21 protein-coding genes and 1 pseudogene are annotated in these 20,642 nt (G+C 67.3%); 10 read left to right on the forward strand and 12 right to left on the reverse strand.

All coding sequences use genetic code 11. The features are described 5' to 3' along the window. Entirely contained in the window at positions 1–912 is a 912-nt protein-coding gene (locus EPN51_RS04645; RefSeq protein ID WP_293037804.1) for a DUF1028 domain-containing protein, read from the forward strand. Here EPN51_RS04645 and paaK read toward each other — a convergent pair. The 8 genes and pseudogenes from paaK to EPN51_RS04685 all read right to left on the reverse strand — a co-directional run. Next, positions 907–2,238 carry a phenylacetate--CoA ligase PaaK gene (paaK, locus tag EPN51_RS04650; protein ID WP_293037807.1) on the reverse strand — a complete coding sequence of 444 codons (1,332 nt, stop codon included), beginning with the start codon at positions 2,236–2,238 and terminating at the stop codon, positions 907–909. The two genes, EPN51_RS04645 and paaK, sit on opposite strands and share 6 nt — an antisense overlap. A 21-nt stretch (positions 2,239–2,259) precedes the next feature. Continuing rightward, positions 2,260–3,327, reverse strand: a complete 1,068-nt coding sequence (gene paaE / locus EPN51_RS04655; RefSeq protein WP_293037810.1) for a 1,2-phenylacetyl-CoA epoxidase subunit PaaE — start codon at positions 3,325–3,327, stop codon at positions 2,260–2,262. A gap of 1 nt (position 3,328) precedes the next feature. Further along, the gene (paaD, locus tag EPN51_RS04660; protein WP_293037812.1) at positions 3,329–3,835 is read right to left on the reverse strand and encodes a 1,2-phenylacetyl-CoA epoxidase subunit PaaD; all 507 of its coding nucleotides are present in this window, start codon (positions 3,833–3,835) and stop codon (positions 3,329–3,331) included. Further along, positions 3,829–4,737: a 1,2-phenylacetyl-CoA epoxidase subunit PaaC gene (paaC, locus tag EPN51_RS04665; protein ID WP_293037815.1), complete on the reverse strand. Its 909-nt coding sequence runs from the start codon at positions 4,735–4,737 to the stop codon at positions 3,829–3,831. The genes paaD and paaC overlap by 7 nt, the downstream gene beginning before the upstream one ends. Positions 4,738–4,751: 14 nt before the next feature. Continuing rightward, complete coding sequence (gene paaB, locus EPN51_RS04670; RefSeq protein ID WP_293037818.1) at positions 4,752–5,051, reverse strand: 1,2-phenylacetyl-CoA epoxidase subunit PaaB; 300 nt, start codon at positions 5,049–5,051, stop codon at positions 4,752–4,754. Continuing rightward, complete coding sequence (gene paaA / locus EPN51_RS04675) at positions 5,032–5,961, reverse strand: 1,2-phenylacetyl-CoA epoxidase subunit PaaA (RefSeq protein WP_293037822.1); 930 nt, start codon at positions 5,959–5,961, stop codon at positions 5,032–5,034. Before paaA ends, paaB begins: the two co-directional genes overlap by 20 nt. A 10-nt stretch (positions 5,962–5,971) precedes the next feature. Next, positions 5,972–6,757, reverse strand: a complete 786-nt coding sequence (locus EPN51_RS04680) for an enoyl-CoA hydratase-related protein (protein ID WP_293037825.1) — start codon at positions 6,755–6,757, stop codon at positions 5,972–5,974. Continuing rightward, positions 6,754–6,936: pseudogene (locus tag EPN51_RS04685) on the reverse strand (3-hydroxyacyl-CoA dehydrogenase family protein); the annotation flags it as partial. The gene EPN51_RS04680 and the pseudogene EPN51_RS04685, both read right to left, overlap by 4 nt. Positions 6,937–7,144: 208 nt before the next feature. Here EPN51_RS04685 and EPN51_RS04690 point away from each other — a divergent pair. The 5 genes from EPN51_RS04690 (at position 7,145) to EPN51_RS04710 (ending at position 12,394) form a co-directional block, all read left to right on the forward strand. Further along, positions 7,145–7,768 (forward strand): TetR/AcrR family transcriptional regulator, encoded by a 624-nt coding sequence (locus EPN51_RS04690; protein WP_293037828.1) that lies wholly within the window; start codon positions 7,145–7,147, stop codon positions 7,766–7,768. 107 nt (positions 7,769–7,875) lie between these two features. After that, positions 7,876–9,927, forward strand: a complete 2,052-nt coding sequence (gene paaZ, locus EPN51_RS04695; protein WP_293037831.1) for a phenylacetic acid degradation bifunctional protein PaaZ — start codon at positions 7,876–7,878, stop codon at positions 9,925–9,927. Next, positions 9,927–10,238 (forward strand): EthD family reductase, encoded by a 312-nt coding sequence (locus EPN51_RS04700; RefSeq protein WP_293037835.1) that lies wholly within the window; start codon positions 9,927–9,929, stop codon positions 10,236–10,238. The genes paaZ and EPN51_RS04700 overlap by 1 nt, the downstream gene beginning before the upstream one ends. Positions 10,239–10,273: 35 nt before the next feature. Continuing rightward, positions 10,274–11,263, forward strand: coding sequence for an NmrA family NAD(P)-binding protein (locus tag EPN51_RS04705; RefSeq protein ID WP_293037838.1), 990 nt, complete (start codon positions 10,274–10,276; stop codon positions 11,261–11,263). A gap of 69 nt (positions 11,264–11,332) precedes the next feature. After that, entirely contained in the window at positions 11,333–12,394 is a 1,062-nt protein-coding gene (locus EPN51_RS04710) for a dihydrodipicolinate reductase (protein ID WP_293037841.1), read from the forward strand. Here the strand turns inward: EPN51_RS04710 and EPN51_RS04715 are convergent. Continuing rightward, the gene (locus EPN51_RS04715; protein ID WP_293037843.1) at positions 12,389–13,663 is read right to left on the reverse strand and encodes a serine hydrolase domain-containing protein; all 1,275 of its coding nucleotides are present in this window, start codon (positions 13,661–13,663) and stop codon (positions 12,389–12,391) included. The genes EPN51_RS04710 and EPN51_RS04715 overlap by 6 nt on opposite strands. Positions 13,664–13,702: 39 nt before the next feature. Continuing rightward, positions 13,703–13,861, reverse strand: a complete 159-nt coding sequence (locus EPN51_RS04720) for a hypothetical protein (RefSeq protein WP_293038153.1) — start codon at positions 13,859–13,861, stop codon at positions 13,703–13,705. A 61-nt stretch (positions 13,862–13,922) separates the two neighbouring features. Between EPN51_RS04720 and EPN51_RS04725 the strand changes: the two genes are divergently transcribed. From EPN51_RS04725 to EPN51_RS04740, 4 genes are all read left to right on the forward strand, one after another. Further along, complete coding sequence (locus EPN51_RS04725; protein ID WP_293037846.1) at positions 13,923–14,096, forward strand: CsbD family protein; 174 nt, start codon at positions 13,923–13,925, stop codon at positions 14,094–14,096. Continuing rightward, a complete protein-coding gene (locus EPN51_RS04730) occupies positions 14,096–14,812 on the forward strand; it encodes a cutinase family protein (RefSeq protein WP_293037848.1) in 717 nt (238 codons plus the stop codon). The genes EPN51_RS04725 and EPN51_RS04730 overlap by 1 nt, the downstream gene beginning before the upstream one ends. A 26-nt stretch (positions 14,813–14,838) precedes the next feature. Then, positions 14,839–15,825 (forward strand): SDR family NAD(P)-dependent oxidoreductase, encoded by a 987-nt coding sequence (locus tag EPN51_RS04735; protein WP_293037851.1) that lies wholly within the window; start codon positions 14,839–14,841, stop codon positions 15,823–15,825. A gap of 185 nt (positions 15,826–16,010) precedes the next feature. Beyond that, the gene (locus EPN51_RS04740) at positions 16,011–16,595 is read left to right on the forward strand and encodes a TetR/AcrR family transcriptional regulator (RefSeq protein WP_293037854.1); all 585 of its coding nucleotides are present in this window, start codon (positions 16,011–16,013) and stop codon (positions 16,593–16,595) included. Between the two features lie 6 nt (positions 16,596–16,601). On the opposite strand, the gene EPN51_RS04745 is transcribed toward EPN51_RS04740, so the two are convergent. Together EPN51_RS04745 and EPN51_RS04750 are read right to left on the reverse strand one after the other, a co-directional pair. Continuing rightward, a complete protein-coding gene (locus EPN51_RS04745; protein WP_293037857.1) occupies positions 16,602–17,804 on the reverse strand; it encodes a cytochrome P450 in 1,203 nt (400 codons plus the stop codon). A 142-nt stretch (positions 17,805–17,946) separates the two neighbouring features. Beyond that, positions 17,947–19,962, reverse strand: a complete 2,016-nt coding sequence (locus EPN51_RS04750; RefSeq protein WP_293038136.1) for a glycoside hydrolase family 172 protein — start codon at positions 19,960–19,962, stop codon at positions 17,947–17,949. Between the last annotated feature and the right edge of the window lie 680 nt (positions 19,963–20,642).

Here is a 20,642-nt window from a genome sequence, read left to right on the forward strand (position 1 = left end):
ATGACGTTCTCGTTACTGGCTCGCGACCCGGCCACCGGTGCGTTGGGTGTCGCAGCCCAGTCCCACTATCTCGGCGTCGGCGCGGTGGTGACGTGGGCCGAAGCGGGTGTCGGCGTGGTGGCGACCCAGGCGATTCCGGACCGTGCCTACGGCCCGCGGGGCTTGGCGTTGATGAGGCAGGGCAACCCCGCCGGCGAGGCATTGTCGCTACTGCTCGACGCGGACCCCCATCGGGAGCTGCGGCAAGTCGCCTACTTGGACTCGTCGGGGTGCCTGGGCATCCACAGCGGGCACCGGTGTGTCGCGACGGCCGGCGTCGCGACCAACGATCACGCCGCCGCGCTGGGCAACATGCTGGACAGCGACGCGGTGCTCGGCGCGATGCTGCGCGGCTTCGAGCAGGCCGAGGGCGATCTGGCGCATCGTCTGATCGCCGGCCTGCGTAGCGGCGACCGGGCGGGCGGCGACATCCGGGGCAGCCAGTCGGCCGCGTTGCTCGTCGTCGACGGTCGGCGCACCGACGCACCATGGGAGGGCCTGCTGCGCGACCTGCGAGTCGACGACCACGCCGACCCGATCGGCGAACTGGCTCGGCTCGTGGACCTCCACGACGCATTCGACAAGGTGTCGCGGGTGGTGTTCAACCCGTCGGGCGCCATTCTCGGTGCACGGCGATCCGACGCCGAATTCACCGCGGCCGCAGCCGAACTCGCGGCCGCCGACGGTGTGCTGGGCCCTAATCCCGAGGCCGCATTCTGGTCCGCGGTGCTGCACGCCCGCTGGGGGCGATGCGGCGAGGCTCGACGCCTGCTGGCCGACGCCGCCCGGCGCAACCCGCGCCTGCCACGCTTTGTGGCGCGGCTGGCCGATGCCGGGATTCTGACCGCGCAGGACGCCGCGCTGCTGTCATGAGCGCCGCCCGTGCTCGACGATGCGGGTGGCCTTGCCGGCCGAGCGCTCGATCGAGCCGGATTCCACGACACTCACGATGACGCTGACGCCGATGCGGTTCTTGATCTGCTGCGCCAGCGCGTCAGCGGCGAGCTGACGGTGCTCGACGGCGATGCCCGGGCGGTGCTCCACCCGAACCGTCAGCTGCTCGAGCCGGCCCGGGCGGTCGAGCACACACTGAAACTGCGGCGCCAGGGCGCGCTGGGCCAAGATCAGTTCCTCGATCTGGCTGGGGAATACGTTCACGCCGCGCAGGATCATCATGTCGTCGCTGCGCCCGGTGATCTTGCGCATCCGGCGCATGGACCGAGCGGTGCCGGGCAGCAGCGCGGTCAGGTCGCGGGTGCGATACCGGATAACCGGAAACGCCTGCTTGGTCAACGACGTGAACACGAGTTCGCCGTCACTGCCGTCGGGCAACACCTCTCGGGTGTCCGGGTCGACGATCTCCGGGTAGAAGTGGTCTTCCCAAATGTGCAGACCGTCCCTGGTTTCCACGCATTCCTGCGCGACGCCGGGACCCATCACCTCGGAGAGGCCATAGATGTCGACGGCATCGATCCCGACCCGGTGTTCGAGTTCAGCGCGCATCTCCTCGGTCCACGGTTCGGCACCGAAAACGCCGATGCGCAGCGACGTGCTGCGTGGGTCGATGCCCGCCGCGTCCATGGCGTCGACGATGGTCAACATGTAGGACGGGGTGACCATGATGGCGTCGGGCCCAAAGTCGGTGATCAGCTGGACTTGTCGTTCCGTCATGCCACCCGACATCGGAATGACGGTGCAGCCGAGTCGTTCGGCCCCGTAGTGGGCGCCGATCCCGCCGGTGAAAAGCCCATAACCGTAGGCGATGTGGACCTTGTCGGTGGAGCGGACACCACCGGCGCGCAACGAGCGGGCGACCAGGTTGGACCAGGTGTCGATGTCGGCGGCGGTGTAGCCGACGACGGTCGGACGCCCGGTGGTGCCGGAGGACGCGTGCAGCCGCGCCACCTGCGACTGGGGCACGGCGAACATGCCGAACGGGTAGTTCGCCCGCAGATCGGCTTTGGTGGTGAACGGGAACAGCGCGAGGTCACCGAGCTCTTTGAGGTCGCCGGGGTGTACCCCGTGGGCGTCGAATGCCGCCCGGTAGTGCGGAACGTTGCCGTAGGCGTGCCGCAGGGACCATTGCAGCCGGCGCAGCTGCAGCGCGCAGATCTCGTCGCGGGACGCGGTCTCGATCGGCTCGAGGTCATCCGGCGAGCGGGCGACGCGCGGGGCGGGACGGTCGACGGTTTCGGTCATGGCTGACTCCTCGGTCGCGGGTCAGGCGTCGAAGTCGACGACGACGGTGTCGCTGGACGGAAACGATTGGCAGGTCAGCACGAAACCGGCGTTCACTTCCGCGGTTTCGAGCGCGTAGTTGCGGCGCATGTCGACGGCCCCGTGGGTCACCTTGGCGCGGCAGGTGCCACACACTCCGCCCTTGCACGCGAAGGGCACGTCGTCGCGGGACCGTTGCGCGGCGTCGAGCACCGTGCTGTGCCGCGGCATGCTGCGCGTGCTGGAACGCCCGTCCAGGATGATGGTGACCTCGCTGGTGGGCCCGCCCGTGGTGGTCTCGATGTGACGGACCGGTTGCGGGGCAACATCTTCGACGAAGAACAGTTCCCGATGGACCCGGTCCTCGGCGACGCCGAGGTCGCGGAGCACCTGTTGGGCCGCGACGACCATGCCAAGCGGCCCGCACAGCCAGAAATGGTCGACGGCGCCGATCGGGACAAGCGTTTGCAGCAGCGCCTGGATGCGGGCGGCGTCCAGACGGCCGCTGAACAGGTCCACGCCGCGGGGTTCGCGGGAGAGCACGTGGATCAATTCGAACCGGGCCCGAAAGCTGTCCTTGAGGTCGGCGAGTTCCTCGGCGAACATCACCGAATTGACGTGCCGATTCCCGTAAAACAGCGTGACGTGCGAATCCGGTTGCCGCAGAACGCTCTCGGCGATCGAGAGGATCGGGGTGATGCCGGATCCCGCGGCGATCAGCACGTGCCGTTCACCGCTCTGCGGTACCGCGGCAAAGCTGCCCGACGGTGTCTGCGCCTCGACCGTGTCGCCGGGACGGATGTCGCGGACGAGCCACGGGGAGAAGTCGCCGCCCGCGACTTCCCGCACACCGATCCGTAGCGGCTCGCCGGCCGGCGCGCAGATCGAATAGCTGCGCCGTTCTTCGTTGCCGTCCAAGGTCTTTCGCACTGTCACCGACTGTCCGGGGCGGAACGCGAATTCGGGTTGCAGCTCGTCGGGTATCGCGAACGTGATGGCGACGGCGTCGGCGCAGAGGCGCTGCACCGCGGCCACCGACAGCGGGTGAAACGGTCTGGTGCGGGTGGGCATCCTAGATCTCCTTGACCCGCTCGAACGGCTCGGCGCAGGACCGGCAGCGGTGCAGCGATTTACACGGTGTGGCACCGAATTCCGAGGTCGTCTCGGTGTCGACCGAACCGCACCGCGGACAGCGGACCACCTGGCGACGCGGAGTCAGCGTGAGCAGCACCGGGCCGGCGCCCGGGCTGGACACGACCCCGGGCGGCGCGATGCCGTAGGCGGCGAGTTTGCGCCGCCCGTCGGCGCTGATCCAGTTCGAGCTCCACGCCGGGCTCAGCGTCGTGCGGACCTGCGGGTCGGCGAACCCCGCCGCGACCAGCGCCCGTCGCAGATCGGCTCGGATCGCGGCCATCGCGGGGCAACCGGAATAGGTGGGCGTGATGGTGACGACCACCCGGCCCCGCTCGTCGCGGGACACGTCGCGGAGCACCCCGAGGTCGGCAAGTGTCAGCATCGGCATCTCCGGGTCGGCGACCGCGGCGACGGCGCGCCGCGCCCGGTCCAGCGGGATCACCACTGCCCCAATGGGTGTGCCCGGGCGACCGACTGCATCTCGGCGAGCAGGACTCGCATCGCTTCGGTGTGGCCGCCGTCGCGCCCGGTCCGGCCACCCGGAGTCGCCATCGCCGGAATCGGTAGTTCGGCGGCGTGCAGCACCTGTGTCATCACCGCGTCGAACTCGGCGCGCAGGTCGGCCGGGTCGACACCGGCGCCGACCGTCGCCAGCCGGGTCTCGATGGGGTGGCCGGTGAACAGCTCGGCGACGTACGGCCAGACCACGGTGACCGCCGCATCGACGCGGCGACGGGATTCGCCGGTGCCGCAGGCCAGCGTGATCAGCCAGCGGGCGGCGTAGTCGCGATGGTAGGTAACCTCTTTGACGCCCTTGGCCGCCACCGCCGCCAGCACGGGATCGCGGGAGCCGCCCAACCGGTGCAGCAGCGCCAGCCGGTAGGTGGCGAAGACGAGCAACCGGGTGATGGAGACCGCGAAGTCGCCGTTGGCCGGTTCGACCAGCCGCACGTTGCGGAACTGCCGTTCATCGCGGAAGAACGCGAGCCGATCCTCGGCGGAAACGGGCGACCCCGCGGGCAGGACCGGCACCACGCCGGGGTCGGCGGCCGCGGCGCGGGCCAGCAGTAGTCGCGCCTGGCCGAGCAGGTCCAGGCCGATATTGGCCAGTGCCACTTCCTCTTCGAGTTCGGGTGCGTGGGTGACCCATTGGGTCAGGCGCTGCGCGGCGATCAGCGCGTCGTCGCCGAGCATCAGGCAGTAGACGGCCAGATCCGTGCCGTCGATGCCGTCGGCCAGGCGGGTGTCCACCCCGGCCAGCGGGTCGTCAAAGCTGGTCCCGAACGCCCACTGGTCGGCGGCGTCAAGGTCGACGAGGCCGGCGTAGGCCGAATCGTGGTCACTCATGGCTGCTCCTCACCTCACATGTGTGCGACGGTGTCGGGGATGTCGTAGAAGGTGGGATGGCGGTAGACCTTGTCGCCGCTGGGCGCGAAGTACGGGTCTTTCTCGCTGGGGCTCGACGCGGTGATCGCCGCCGAGCGCACCACCCAGATGCTGACGCCCTCGTTGCGTCGGGTGTAGACGTCGCGGGCGTGGCGTAGGGCCATCTCGTCGTCGGCGGCGTGCAGCGATCCCACATGGACGTGGTTGAGGCCACGCTTGCCGCGGACGAACACCTCATACAGCGGCCAGGCGGCGTCAACCTGCTTGTTGCTCATCGTGTTTCCTCTTGTCGGCGAAGGCGGTAGCGGCCTCCCGCACCCAGCGGCCCTCGTCGTGGGCGGATCTGCGGGTGGCGATCCGTTCCTCGTTACAGGGGCCGTCGCCGTTGACGACGGCCATGAACTCCGACCAGTCGGGCGCGCTGAAATCGTAGGATCCGTGCTGCTCGTTCCACACCAAACCGGAATCGGGAAAACGGACCCCGAGGACCGCGCCCTGCGGGACCGTCATGTCCACGAACCGCTGCCGCAGCTCATCGTTGGTGTGGCGTTTGATGCCCCACGCCATCGACTTGGCGGTGTTGGGTGACTGGTCGTCGGGTGGCCCGAACATCATCAACGCCGGCCACCACCACCGATCCACGGCGTCTTGCACCATGACGCGTTGCGCATCGGTCCCGCGCATCATCGCCATCAGCAGTTCGTAGCCCTGCCGCTGGTGAAACGACTCCTCCTTGCAGATCCGGATCATCGCGCGGGCATAGGGTCCGTACGAGCTGCGACACAGCGGCACCTGATTGCAGATCGCCGCGCCGTCGACCAGCCAGCCGATCACACCCACGTCGGCGTAGCTGAGCGTCGGGTAGTTGAAGATCGACGAGTATTTCTGTTGGCCGGCAATGAGTTTCGCGGTCATGTCGGCGCGGTCGGCGCCGAGGGTTTCAGCAGCCGAATACAGGTACAGGCCATGGCCGGCTTCGTCTTGCACCTTGGCCAACAGGATCGCCTTGCGGCGCAGCGACGGAGCCCGGGTCAGCCAATTGCCCTCGGGCTGCATCCCGATGATCTCCGAATGCGCGTGCTGGGCGATCTGGCGGATCAGCGTGTTGCGGTAGCCGTCGGGCATCTGATCACGCGGCTCCACGCGCTGCCCGGCGGCGATGACGCAGTCGAAGGTGTCAGTCATCGGATCGCCCTCACTGCCCGACAAAGGCCGGGCGCCGTTTGTCCAGGAACGCCTCGACGGCGGCGCTGTGATCGGTGCTGGCGCCGAGCAGCGCCTGGGCGCGGGCTTCGCGGGTAAGCACGTCGCCCAGGGCCGCGCCCGCGTTGTCGGTGATCAATTGTTTGACCGCCTTGAACGCGGCCGTTGGTCCGGTCGCGAATTGTCGTGCCAGCGCGGTGGTTTCGGCGGCGACATCGGGGTCGGACACCACTCGATGGATCAGGCCCCAGGCCAGCGCGGTGTCGGCGTCGATGGTGTCGCCGAGCATGAACAGCCCGGTCGCCCGGCTCCTGCCGATCAGAGCAGCCAGGGTGGCGCTCAGCCCCGAGTCGCTCGCCAGCCCGATCCCGCAGAAGGCGGTGCCGAACTTGGCGCGCTGCCCGGCGATGCGGATGTCGGCGCCCAGCGCGATGGCGAGACCGGCGCCGACGCAGGCTCCGCCGATGCCGGCGACGACCGGAACCTCGATGGCGGCCAGCGCCAGCATGATCGGGTTGTAATGCCGCGCGACGGTGTCCATCGCGTGGCTGGGGTCGGCGCGCAGCGCCTCGACGTGCTCGCCGAGGTCTTGGCCGACACAGAAGTTCTTCCCGGACGCCGTCAGGGCCACCGCCCGGATGGTCGCGTCGCCGCGAACGGCCGACAGCGCTTGCAGCAGCTGCTCTTTCATGGTGCGATCCAGGGCGTTGGACGCCGTGGGACGGTCCAGGACGATACCGGCGAGGCCGTCGTCGACGGTGTAGGTGACGGTGGTCATCGGGACTGTCCTCCTTCGGTGCGAGGCCAGGAGCCGAAGCCCTGGCCGGACTTGCGACCCAGCTCGCCGCGGGCGGCTTTGTCCCGCAACAGGTGCGGCGGTCGGAACCGCTCGACCAGGGTCTCGTGCAGGTGCCGGGCGAGCGCCAGCCGCACACCCAGGCCCACCAGGTCGGTGGCCGCCGCATCGGCGACCAGCGCGGCGGTGATGGCGTTGCGCTGCTCCGGTCGGTGCGGTTCGGCGACGACGCGATCGTCGGTCGCGTGCACCCGGAGCGTGTCGATGACCGTCACAAGCGCCAACAATAACCGACCTTTCGGTCGGTTATCAAGGCGGGGTTGGCCGATCGGCGCGGTCAGCGGCTCCCGCAGTGCGATGATGTGCGGTATGGCTGCGCCGCGTTCTCGACCCGCCGGCCAGGTCGGGCGCCCGGGCTACGACCTGGACTCGCTGTTGGCCGTCGCTGTGACGGTGTTCAACCAGCGGGGCTACGACGGCACCAGCATGGAGCATCTGGCGAGCCGACTCGGGATCACCAAGTCGTCGATCTATCACCATGTGCCCGGCAAGGCCGAGCTGCTGCGGCTATCGGTCAACCGGGCACTCGATGCGTTGTTCGCGGCCACCAGGGCATCCGACACCACCACCGGACCGGCTATCGACCGGCTGGAGAATCTGGTCCGGCGCAGCATTCATGTGCTGGTGGAGCAGCTGCCATACGTGACGCTGCTGTTGCGAATCCGGGGCAACACCACCGTTGAGCGCCGCGCGCTGGCGCGGCGTCGCGAGTTCGATCAGATCGTTGAGCAACTGGTGGCCGACGCCTGCGCCGAGGGCAGCGTACGACCGGACGTCGACCCCGCCCTGACCAGCCGGCTGATTTTCGGCACGGTCAACTCACTCGTCGAGTGGTACAGGCCGACGCGCGGCCTGGGCGCCGATGAACTGGCCGACGCGATCGTCACGGTGCTGTTCGACGGCTTGCGCGTGGTTCCCTCCGGCCAACGCTGACCCGTTCCGGTTCGAGCGCGGTCCCCCCCGCGCCGCTTGACGCCGACTCGCTCGGCTGCCAGTCTGATAACCGAACGAACGGACGGTTGGGAAAGGATCGAGGTCGGATGGCGGCGTTGTTGCAGAGTTACGTGAACGGGCAGTGGCGCACCGCGCCGGATGACGGCGTCGCACTCGCCGACGCCGCCACTGGCGAGGTGGTGGCGCGGTTCTCGACGCGCGGCCTCGATTTCGCCGACGTCGTCGACCACGGCCGACGCGTCGGCGGGCCGGCCCTGCGCGAGCTCACCTTCCATCAGCGGGCCGCGCGGCTCAAGCAGCTCGGCAAGCGGTTGATGGCCGACAAGGAGCAGTTCTATCCGCTGTCGTTCGCCACCGGCGCGACCGCGCGGGACTCGGCCATCGACGTCGACGGCGGCATCGGCACGCTGCTCGGCTACGCGAGCAAGGGCACCCGCGAGCTACCCAACGACACGGTCTATCTGGACGGCTCGACCGAAAGCATCGGCCGCGCAGGCACATTCGTTGGCCAGCACATCTACACCTCGCGCCCCGGGGTCGCGGTGCAGATCAACGCGTTCAACTTCCCGGTGTGGGGCATGCTGGAGAAGCTGGCGCCGGCGTTTCTGGCCGGTGTCCCGACCATCGTCAAGCCCGCGCACCAGACGGCGTACCTGACCGAGCTGGTGGTGCGACACATCATCGACTCGGGCCTGCTGCCCGAAGGCTCGCTGCAGCTGGTGTGCGCCAGCCCGCACGGATTGCTCGACCAACTCGGCGAACAGGATCTCGTTGCGTTCACCGGGTCCGCCGGCACGGCCGCGGCACTGCGCGCCCACCCGAACGTCGTCGGCGCCGGTGTGCGGTTCAACGCCGAAGCCGACTCGCTGAACTGCTCGATCCTGGGACCCGACGCCACCCCCGACACCCCCGAATTCGCGCTCTACATCAAGCAACTCGTCGCCGAGATGACCGCCAAGGCCGGGCAGAAATGCACCGCCATCCGCCGCGCCCTGGTTCCGCGCGACCTGGTCGACGACGTGGTGGATGCCGCCCGCGCCCGCCTGGCCACGGTGGTGGTCGGCAAGCCCGATGCCGACGGAGTGACGATGGGCGCACTGGCCAGCATCGCCCAACGCGACGAAGTGCTGCGCTCGCTGAAGAGCCTGACCGACGCCGCCACCCTGGTCAGCGGCAATCCCGACAACTTCACGGTCGAGGGCGCCGACGCCGATCGCGGCGCGTTCCTGCCGCCGTTGCTGTTGCGCGCCGACGACAACACCGCCGCCGCGCTGCACGACGTGGAGGCGTTCGGCCCGGTCAGCACTGTCATCGGTTACCGCGACGTGGAGGAGGCGATCACGCTGGCCGCCCGCGGCCACGGCAGCCTGGTCGGCTCGGTCGTCACCCACGACCCCGGCATCGCCCGCCGCGTGGTCATCGGTATCGCCCCGTACCACGGCCGGATGCTGGTGCTGGACCGCGACGACGCCAAGGAGTCCACCGGGCACGGCTCCCCGCTGCCCACCCTGGTGCACGGCGGACCCGGGCGCGCCGGCGGCGGTGAGGAACTCGGCGGCATCCGCGGCGTGCTGCACCACATGCAGCGCAGCGCCGTGCAGGCCTCCCCCGACATGCTGACCGCCATCACCGGCCGGTGGACGACCGGTGCGGCCCGCGACGTCGGCGACGTGCACCCGTTCCGGAAACACCTGGGGGAACTGCGGATCGGCGACACGATCATCGGTGGCCCGCGCACGGTGACGCTCGACGACATCAACCACTTCGCCGAGTTCACCGGCGACACGTTCTATGCGCACACCGATCCCGACGCCGCGGCGCAAAATCCGCTGTTCGGCGGCATCGTCGCGCACGGCTACCTGGTGGTGTCGCTGGCGGCGGGCCTGTTCGTCGAGCCCAATCCCGGTCCGGTGCTGGCCAACTTCGGTGTCGACGCGCTGCGATTCCTCACCCCGGTCAAGGCGGGCGACGCGCTGACCGTCACGCTGACCGCCAAACAGCTCACCCCGAGAATCTCCGCCGACTACGGCGAAGTCCGGTGGGACGCCGTCGTCACCAATCAGGACGACTCACCGGTCGCGACCTACGACGTGTTGACGCTGGTCGCCAAGCAACCCGTCACCCCCGAGGAGCACTGATGCATGTCGTTTCCGTCTGCTACCGCCAGCCCACCGACCCGACCGCGTTCGACGACTACTACGCCGGTACCCACGCGTCGCTGGCATTGAAAGTGCCTGGGCTGGTGAGCTTTACCACCGGTAAATGCCGGTCGTTGGACCGTTGCGACCCACCGTATTACATGGTGGCCAAGCTGGGCTTCGAGACCGCCGAGTCGCTCAAAGCGGGCCTGAGCTCACCGGAAATGCAAGCCGCCGGGGCCGATGTCGCCAACTTCGCGACCGGCGGCGTGACGATGTACGTCCAGGAGGAGAACGTCATCCTCGGCTGATCGCCGAACTACCCGCCGCCACAAAGGAATCCAGCATGGCATTGCCGTCCGACCCGTCGTTTCTCGTCTTCGGTGCCGCCGGGCACATTGGTGGTCCGTGTGCCCGATGGCTCGCCGAGCGGCACCCGACGGCGAAAATTCGCGTCGTCTCGAGCCGGCCGGACATGGCCGCCGATCTAGCCGATGTGCACCCGGGTGCAGAGGTCATGATCGCTGACTATTTGGACGCCGACGACATGATCGCGGCCTTCGATGGGATCGATGCGGCATTCGTCGTCACTCCGGATTTCCTGGACGAGCGGACCGCCATGACCAATGTGGCCGGCGCGATCAAAGCATCAGGCGCGCTGGTCCGACTCATCCGGCTGATCGGCGACCCGCCGGGGCTCCGCGATGAGTCGGAAGTCACCACGTTGCCGGGCTTCGACGACGAGAAGATGAATGTCCAGCATCTGCGCGCCCGCAAGGTCTTAACGGGTGCGGGCGTGCCGGTCGTCTACGCCAACGTCCCGGGGTGGTTCTTCGAGGACTTCTCCGGATTTCTCCTCGACCCCATCCGCGACAAGCGGACGTTCGTCATGGCCGCCGATCGGCCGATGAACTTCATCGCCACCCGCGACATCGGCCGCTGCGTGGCCGAGCTCCTCCTGAATCCGTCGCTGACCGAGGTTGGCGAGACCGTTCATCTGGAAAACGGCATCGACGACCTGGTCATGTTCAGCACGATCCCGCGGATGATGAGCGACGCGTGGGGCGTGCCGATCGGCTACGACGGCACCGACGAAGCGTTTCTGCGCGAACTCGGCGACGGGCTGCGCACCTACTATCGCCGCGACGACGCCGCCGAGTACATCCTCACCTACTGTCACCACGAGGTCCCCTTCATCGAAGAGCTGCTGAAGAGCGGCAACAGCCTGCACGGCACCGAACGGCACTTCACACCGGCAATGCTCGGTTTTGCGGCGCTGCCGTTGACGTCGTGGCTTCGGGAGATGAAGGACGTGTTCGTTCCGGCGGGCGGCTGAGGCCACGGCCGCAGATCGCGGTCGCTATTAGGCCTACTAAGAACCCCGGCGATTCCCTATGCTGAGCGGGTGCCAAACAACTATCGAGTGGTTCAGTGGAACACCGGCAACGTCGGCAAGAGCTCGCTGAAGTCGATCGTCACCAACCCCACGCTGGAATTGGTCGGGTGCTACGCCTGGTCCGAAGACAAGGTCGGGCGCGACGCCGGTGAGCTCGTCGGCATCGCACCGGTGGGCGTCGCGGCCACCAATGACGTCGACGAGCTCCTGGCCCTCAAGCCGGACTGCGTGGTCTACAACCCGATGTGGTTCGACGTCGACGAGCTGGTCCGCATCCTGTCCGCGGGCGTCAACGTGGTGACCACGGCGTCGTTCATCACCGGCGGAAACCTCGGCGACGGCCGCGACCGCATCGTCCAGGCCTGCCAGAAGGGCGGCTCCACGATCTTCGGGTCCGGTGTCAGCCCGGGTTTCGCCGAGCTGTTGGCCATCGTGTCGGCGATGGTGTGCAACCGGATCGATAAGGTCACCGTCAACGAGGCCGCCGACACCACCTTCTACGACTCCCCCGAGACCGAGAAGCCGGTGGGCTTCGGCCAGCCGATCGACCATCCGGACCTGCCGGCGATGGCCGCGAAGGGGACGGCCATCTTCGGCGAGGCCGTGCGGCTGGTGGGCGACTCCCTCGGCGTGGAACTCGACGAGGTGCGCTGCGTGGCCGAGTTCGCCCAGACCACCGAGGACCTCGTCATGGCGTCCTGGACCATCCCCGCGGGACACGTCGCGGGCACCTACATCAGCTGGCAGGGAATCATCAACGGCGAGACCCTGATCGACCTGAACGTGCGGTGGCGCAAGGGACAGACGCTCGACCCGGACTGGAAGATCGAGCAAGACGGCTGGGTCATCCAGATCGACGGGCAACCCACGGTGACCACCAAGGTGGGCTTCCTGCCGCCGCCATACTTCGAAGCCACCACCATCGAAGAATTCATGGATCTCGGTCACATCATGACCGCGATGCCGGCCATCAACGCGATCGGAGCCGTCGTCGCCGCCGCACCCGGCATCGCCACCTACGCCGACCTGCCCCTGACGCTGCCCCGGGGCAACGCGCACGTTGGGCTATAGCGCCGCGCTGCGCCGAGCGGATTTGGCGTAGCGGGCGCCCAGCGGCGGCACCGCGAGTGGGCCCTGATCGCGGACCGCCTCGATGGCATTGCGCAGCGGACGGGCCAGGCCCGCAAAGGATCCCATGTCGAACAGCAGCGGCGTCAGCAGCCGGTTGTGCACGAAACCGAAGGAGCTGCCGGTTTCGGGGTCGGCCCAGCCGAGCGTTCCGCCCAGCCCAACGTGACCGAAGCCGCGAAGCAATCCGGGTACCGGCGATTCGTGGTAGCCGAGGTGAAAAGGCATGGGCACCACCATGTTTGCGTCGGGCCACTTGCGCCGCGCCTGCCCGGCCAGTCCCCTGGCCAGCTCGTCTGACAGGAACTTCTTGCCGTCGATGCGGCCGTCGTTGGCCAGCGCCGCGAACATCTTGGCCAGGCCCCGCCCGGTGACCACACCGTTGGCGGCGGGGACCTCGCCGTCCAGGAACGGGGTGTCCCCCTTGATCAGCGAGATGACGCCGGGAAAGTACATCGCGCCCAGCGCCCCGGAGAACGGCAGACCGGCCAGTCTCGGTGCGATGTAGTTGAGCACCGGGGCACGCAGCCGTCCCTGCGGTATCAGGATTTCGGCCGCCCTGGTCGGTGAACCCGCCGGGGGGCGGCCCAGGTGCAGTCCCTCGGTGTTGAGTGGGCGGGCGACCTCCTGGCGGATCAGCTCGCGCATGCCCTTGCCGGTCACCGCTCTGGCCAGACCGGACAGCAGCCATCCGTAGGTGAGCGCGTGGTAGGCCTGCACACCGCGCAGATGATCGACGGGCGCGGCCGCCAGTCGCTCCTCCATCAGGAGATGGTCCATCAGCTCGGTCTTGGTGACGCCCCGCAGGTGCGACAACCCGGATCGGTGCCGCAAGACATCGCGAACCGTGATCTCGGCCTTCCCATTGGCGGCGAACTCGGTCCAGTATTCGGCGACGGGCGCGTCGTAGGACAGCAGGCCGCGGTCGGCGAGCCGGTGAATCACCGTCGACGCGATGCCCTTGGTCGCCGAGAACACCATCGCGCCGGTGTCGGCGGTCCAGCGCTGCGTGCCGGCCCGGTCCGACCACCCGGTCCAGACGTCCACGACGGACACGCCGTCGACGTAGACGCTCAGGGCGCCCCCGCCGAACCGGCGACCGGGGAACAGCTGAGAGAACAGCTTGATGACGTTGGCGAAGCGCGGGTCGGCAGCACCGGACACACCGCGTGGCAAACCATCGTCGGTGACCAGAAGGGTCGGCGGTGTCACTGCGCCGCGACGCCTCGAGCGCTCATCCGAATGAAGCTATCAGTCGGGATGCCGCGGGGGATCGGGATCGATACCGGGGGCTTGATCGGGCGGCGCATCCTTCAAATAGCGCCGCAGCCGCAGCAGCTGATTGACCACCATGCCGATGCCCAGCAGCATCAGCCCCACCACTACTGCCACCACGACCGCGGTGCTCACGGAGTCCATGATGACAGGGCCGGGGTTTCGATATCTGCTGCCGGCGGGTAGCCACCACGCCATGAGCGCCGAAGATAAGTTGAAGAATAAGATCGAAGACCTCGGTGGCCGCGCCAAGGAAGCCCTGGGCAAAGCCACCGGCGATGCCGAGACCAGGGATGAGGGCCGGGCCGATCAAGCGAAGTCCGCCATGAAGGACGCCGGCGAAAAGGTGAAGGACGCGTTCAAAAAGTAATGAATCTTCGGAATGCCTCGACCGTCCGGTCGATGCGCCGCCTGCCGCTGCCCGTTCTGGCAGCGGCAGCGGTATTCGGTTCGCCGGTCGCGAGCGCGCCGCCGGCGGCGGCACAGCCGTGTCCCGACGTCGAGGTCGTGTTTGCCCGAGGATCCGGCGAACCACGCGGCGTCGGCGGCATCGGTCAGCCCTTCGTGGACGCGCTGCGTTCGCAGATCGGCCCCAAGTCGCTGACGGTGTATGCGGTCAACTACCCCGCCAGCACTGACTTCGACAATCCCGCTTTCCCGGCGACCGTCATCGACGGAATCCGCGACGCCAGTTCGCACATCGAGTCCATGGTGGCGAATTGCCCCAACACCCGTGAGGTGCTCGGCGGCTACTCGCAGGGCGCCGCGGTGGCCGGCTACACCACCTCGGCCTCCGTGCCACCGGGCGTTCCCGCGTCCGCGGTGCCCCCGCCGATGCCGCCGGACATCGCAAAACACGTCGCCGCCGTCACGCTGTTCGGCACGCCGTCGGGGCAGTTCCTGGAGAAATACCACGCGCCGCCGCTCGCCATCGGACCGCTGTATCAGCCCAAGACGATCCAACTCTGCGCGCCGGGCGACCCGGTCTGCGCCAATGGCGGCGACGGGGGACTGGCCGCCCACACCTCCTATCCGGGGAACGGCATGACAAACCAGGCCGCCGGCTTCGCCTCCAGCCGGCTGTAGGTGTCGCGGTCTTGCACAATGACGCCATGCGGGTTCTCATCACGGGCGGTACCGGTTTCGTCGGCGGGTGGACCGCCAAGGCCATTTCCGATGCGGGTCACTCCGTCAGGTTTCTGGTCCGCAACCCCGCGAAGCTGCAGACCACCGTCGCGAAGCTGGGCGTGGACGTGTCGGACTTCGCCGTCGCCGACATCACCGATCGCGTCGCGGTGCGGGACGCGTTGCAAGGGTGTGATGCCGTCGTGCATAGTGCCGCGCTGGTGGCCACCGACCCGCGGCAGACGCCGGAGATGCTCGCCACCAACATGCAGGGCGCCCAGAATGTGCTCGGCCAGTCCGTCGAGCTCGGTTTGGATCCCATCGTCCACGTGTCGAGTTTCACCGCGCTGTTCCATCCGGACCTGGAGACGCTGACGGCGGACCTGCCGGTGGTGGGCGGGGCGGACGGATATGGAACGTCCAAGGCGCAGGTCGAGATCTATGCCCGCGGTCTGCAGGATGCGGGCGCGCCGGTCAACATCACCTATCCGGGCATGGTGCTCGGGCCGCCGGTCGGCGACCAGTTCGGCGAGGCGGGCGAAGGCGTGCGAGCCGCCGTGCACATGCATGCGATCCCTGGGCGTAGCGCGGCATGGCTGATCGTCGACGTCCGCGACCTGGCCGCGTTGCACGCGGCGTTGCTCGAGCCCGGGCGCGGGCCGCGGCGCTATACCGCCGGCGGCCACCGGGTGCCCGCGGCGGACCTGGCGGACCTGCTCAGCCAGGTCGCCGGGACGCCGATGCTGGCCGTCCCGATCCCGGACACCGCGCTGCGGGTTGCGGGGGCGGTGCTGGATCGAGCCGGCCGCTTCCTGCCCTTCGACACCCCGTTCACCTGGGCGGGAATGCAGTACTACACCCAGATGCCGGCGTCCGACGATTCCCCGAGCGAACGAGAGCTGGGCATCACCTATCGGGATCCCCGGCAGACGGTGGCGGACACCTTCGAGGCGATGCGCGCGGAAAGCGGCTGAAGCTGCCGGCCCGCGAAAGTGCTCTCACCGACATCGGCTCTTGAGAAATGCGTTGCCAGTTGCACTCTCGCGATCAACGGGCGATCACACGGCTTCCTCATCGCGGCCGGTCCACTCTGGGCTAAGCTTTTGGGCGATTGCCCAAACGCTGGCTCCCATCATCCGTTGCCCGAAAGACGTGCGCCATGACCGCCTCCCGACGGCCGAAGGGGCGAGACTCCAACACTCGCGACATGCTGATCGACGCGACGATCCAGATCATGGTCGAGGACGGATACGCCGCGGCCACGTCGCGGCGGGTGGCGAACGAAGCCGGTGTCAAACCGGCGTTGGTCCACTATTACTTCCCCACCATGGACGAGCTGTATCTGGACGTCTTCCGGCGCGGGGCCGCCGCCTATCTGGAGCGCCAGAGGCAGGCGCTGGCATCCGACCGCCCGCTGCACGCCTTCTGGGACACGCTGATCGAGCCGAAGGACACCCGGCTGCTGCTGGAATTCATGGGACTTGCCAATCATCGCAAGGAGATCGGCGCCGAGATCGTGGCCTGGTCGGAGCGGTGGCGCGAATCGCAAACCACCGCGCTGAATTTCATTGTTCGCGAACATGGGTTGGACAAGAACGAATTCCCGCCCGCCGGCATCGCGGTCATCATCGCGGCGATCGGTCGCATGCTCATCTTGGAACAAGCGCTCGGGACCACGGGTGGGCATGAGGAGGCCGTCGCCCTCATCAACCGGCTCATCGACCGATTCGAGCTGCCGGATTAGCGCCCGTCAGGGCAACACGACCCGCAGCCGCTCCCACCCGCGCACCGTCGACGTCGACGCCAATTGCGCTGTTTCGTAATCGATGTCCCATTCGGGCCAACGGTTCAGAATCTCGTCCAGCGCGACGCGGCCCTCGAGGCGGGCCAGGTTGGCGCCCATGCAGTAGTGCACGCCCTTTCCGAACGTGATGTGCGAGATGTTGTCGCGGCGGATGTGGTAGGTGTCCGGATCGGTGTAGCGGCGGGGGTCGCGATTGGCGGCGCCGAACAGCAACAGCATGGCGCTGCCGGCCGGAACCGTCGTGCCGTAGCACTCGAAATCCTTTGCCATCCAACGGGCGACGTGGGGCCCGGTGGGTTCGAACCGCAGGGTCTCGTCGACGGTGCGGGTCAGCAGCGATCGGTCCTGATAAACCTCGCGGCGCTGGTCGGGATGCTCGGCCAGCACCTTGGCCAGCCAGCCGATCAGCCGGCCGGTCGTCTCGTTGCCCGCGCCGGCGACGACCTGGGTGTAGTGCAGCACTTCTTTACGGGTCAGCTTGCGGTGCACACCGTGCTCGTCGTCGAACTCGACGTTGAGCAGTGTCGTCATCAGGTCGTCGGACGGGTTCTTGGATCGCCATTCGACGTAGTCGGCGTATATGCGGCCGTCGGCGATGGAGTCGGCGTTGGCGACCTTCAGCGGCGCGCCCGGCTTGGTGCGCAGGTTGGCGTCGTTGGCGTCGCGTACCGAGATCTGTTCGGACTCCGGTATTCCCATCAGCATGCCGATCACCCGCATCGGCATCATCGAAGCCAGCTCGGCGATGATGTCGAAGCCGCCGGAGCCGACGAGCGGATCGAGGCAGCGAATGCAGTATTGCCGGATCTGGTCCTCGAGGGCGGCCATTCGGCGGGGCGTGAACACGCGTGACATCAGGCCGCGCAGCCTCGAGTGTTCGGGCGGATCCTGAAACATCATGACGCCGCCGGGCATGTCGAACTTCGACTGGACGAGCTCGAGGATGTCGCTTCGTTTGTTGGAGAATGTTTCCCAGGTTGCCAGCGCCCGCTCGACGTCGGAATGCCGCGACAGCGCCCAGAAGTCGTAACGTTCGTTGTAGTAGATGGGCGCCTCTTCGCGCAGCCGCGCGTAGGTCGGATACGGGTCGGCATTGATATCGACGTCGTAGGGGTCGTAGTAGACGTCCGTGTCGTTGGTGACGGTCATCGATGCTTTCCTTAACTAAACCCACCGACCTTTGGGCGATCGCCCAAATATGGGGCGCAGGCCATGTCTAGCAGCATCTCAGCGAATTCGTCAAGGGTGTCAACCCGGCGCGAAATGATGGCAACCGGGATGTCGCCACGCTTCAAGCGATCGGCGCCGCCAGCGCGTCGACGTGGTAGCGGCCGGCAGTCCAGGGCGGCGAGTCGACGGTAGGCGTCAGAGTGACCGTCAACTGCGCTTTGCCCGCGGTGACCGACTGTGGCATCAGATACGTGTCCTCCAGCCAACGGTGAAAGGTGTTGCTGCGCGGCTGTAGCCAAGTGCCCGTGGGTATGCCGTCAACCGCGACGTCCGCCGATTGGAAGCCGGTGGCTTGGTCCGACGTGCGCCGCAGCAGGACGCCGTGGTTGTCCGGATCGATCTGAACGCGGAATGTGATCGCGCTTTGGGTGCTGCGGACCGAACCGACGACCGACAGGGTGTCCTCGGTGCCCTCGTATTCGCTGACCAGCAGCTGATCGGTCGCGTCGGAGTCGGTGTAGCCGTGCAGGACTCGATTGAGAGGATCGGCCGGGCTGACGTCGTCACCGCCGGTCACGCTTGAGTCCGGCTGTGTGTAGAGGAATGCGGTTGAGCCGTAGTCGGGTTGGACCATGTTGCGTTTGCCATGCTCGATGCCGAATCGGAGCGCGGAGTGATAACCGATGGCGTCGGCCAGCATGATCCGGTAGACGGCGACGCAGTAGTCCGCGCACCCGCCGGTCGCCGTGCGTTGGTCGGGTTGGCCGTTGAGTGGGTCGCTGAAGTGGGTGCCGTCTTTGAAGTACCAGCCGCCCTCGTACAGGTCTTCGGTGCCGGTGCCGTACCACTGCGGGGATGCGGCGCCGTCCGTGTAGATGCGCTCGGCGCCTTCGAGAAAGTACGGGGCATCGTCGCTAAACGCCGTTTTGGTTCGGTAGCCACGTATGGTCTGGCTGACGCCGACGAACTTGCCGTGACCCTGTTCGTTGGCGAATAGCCAGTCCTGGCCCGGGACGGTCGGTCCGGCGTGTGAGCGTGCGGTGAAATATCCCGCTCTGCCACTGGCCAGCGCCGCCGCCCACTGAGGATCGGGTGTGGTCGTGACGTCACTGTCAATCCCCGATACCGGGGAGTCGGTGGTGTTGACGAGCGCGACGCGGGCCGAGTTCGCGAAAGGCATTGGCCACCAATCCCACAACACCAGCGACCCGTCGGGCTGTGGGACGGCGGCGAACATCAGCGATCGCACCGGGTTGACACCGAGTCCCGCGCCGAAGAATTCCCCGAGCGGCGAGTCGATCGTTGTCCGGCCGTCGAACTCGATCCGCAGCCGCAATCCGTTCAACGGCTGATCCGCCGGCGCCCGCAACCGTAGCCGCAGCGCCGAGATGCTGCCCGAGCCACTCGATTCGGCGATTGTTTGCCCGGAACCCGCGGGCAGGTCGATGACCCGATCGTCATGTGCTGCACCACCCGCCCGCGATTTGGGGTCGGCGGTTCCCGCGGCGCGCAGCGTGTCCAGCACATCGAGCGCGGGATCGGCCGGCGAGAATGTCCTTACCCCGTCGTCGTCCGGGAACTGTCGATAGTCGACGTGGTAATACTCCACATGGGATGTGACGCTGATCCGCATCGACCGCCGGTAAGGCATCGGCACCTTGATGTAGACGCCTCCCGGCGATTGGGTGGCGTTGGCGACCAACGGCCACCCGAATGGCGCCCCCAGTTTGCCGTCGACCAGCGATTGCAGTGGCGTGTCTACGACGGTCCGCCCATCCAGCTCGATGCGGATGTTTCCGATGGCGCGAACATCGCCGCCGTCGCGGGTCAGCCAGATCGAATCAATTTCTCCGGCACCGTGATCCTCCGCGATGACGCAGCCGGCGCCGCCCGGGGCCAAACACCCGCCGGTGCCATTTCGATTGCCGGTGGAAATGTCGAAATCGCCGCCGCTGCGATCGAAACTCGACACCTGCAGAGTCTGCGAGCCGGCGTCCAAATAGGGCAGTCGATCCAACCGACGATAGGTGTCCCAGCCGACAACCTTTTCACCGGATTGGTTTGTCGTCGGTCTGGCCGGCTCTGCGCCGGCGGCGCCGGCTCCGGCCGTCGCCAACGCCAGCAGCAACGCGAACATCGCGGAAGACGCCCGGGCGGCCATCGGCATAGCAACAAAGCCTAGGCCATTCCCTATCCCGGTCGCGCTCAACGCGTTTAAGCCCATGTTGAACGGGCCCCCGCTGTTCGGCGAAGACGGCGAGCGACGACCGCATTCCGTGCATCCGCCTTGCTGCGCAGCGAAACCCGCCCCCAAACAGGTTTTCAGTCAGGTGAAGTAATTCCCGAAATTTACTCATTCCCATATCTTCCCGAGAACTCACCGCGTAATATTACTCACCTCGGGCGTACATTTCTCCTAGGACGGAGTGGTTATGTCTGGTTTGAAATACAAGCTTGTTCTCGGCCTGATGCTCACTTTCACCGCCATCACGGCCTCCGGTTGCACGACGCCGATAACGATCGACTGCACACCCCTGACCTGCATACCGTAGGTCTGCCGGGCAGCCGACAGGATCTCGACTACTAGCACCCTTTACTTGTAGGGCTCGATATCTGAGCCCGCCGAGTGCCCCCTTAGTGGCATTGGGTGCCAGTTTTTCGCACGGCCGAAGCCGATACCTTCCCCCCGTGTATCGGATGACGCCGTGACAGCGACAGCGCGGCCACGTGACGTGAAAGCGACTGAACGCCAACGGTTTAGCAGTTCATGCTGGGATTGTTCGGGTCGATTCTCAAACAAGGCCGGCATCTAGGCGA

Origin of the sequence: Mycobacterium sp., assembly GCF_004298145.1 — a bacterium.
GTDB lineage: Bacteria > Actinomycetota > Actinomycetes > Mycobacteriales > Mycobacteriaceae > Mycobacterium.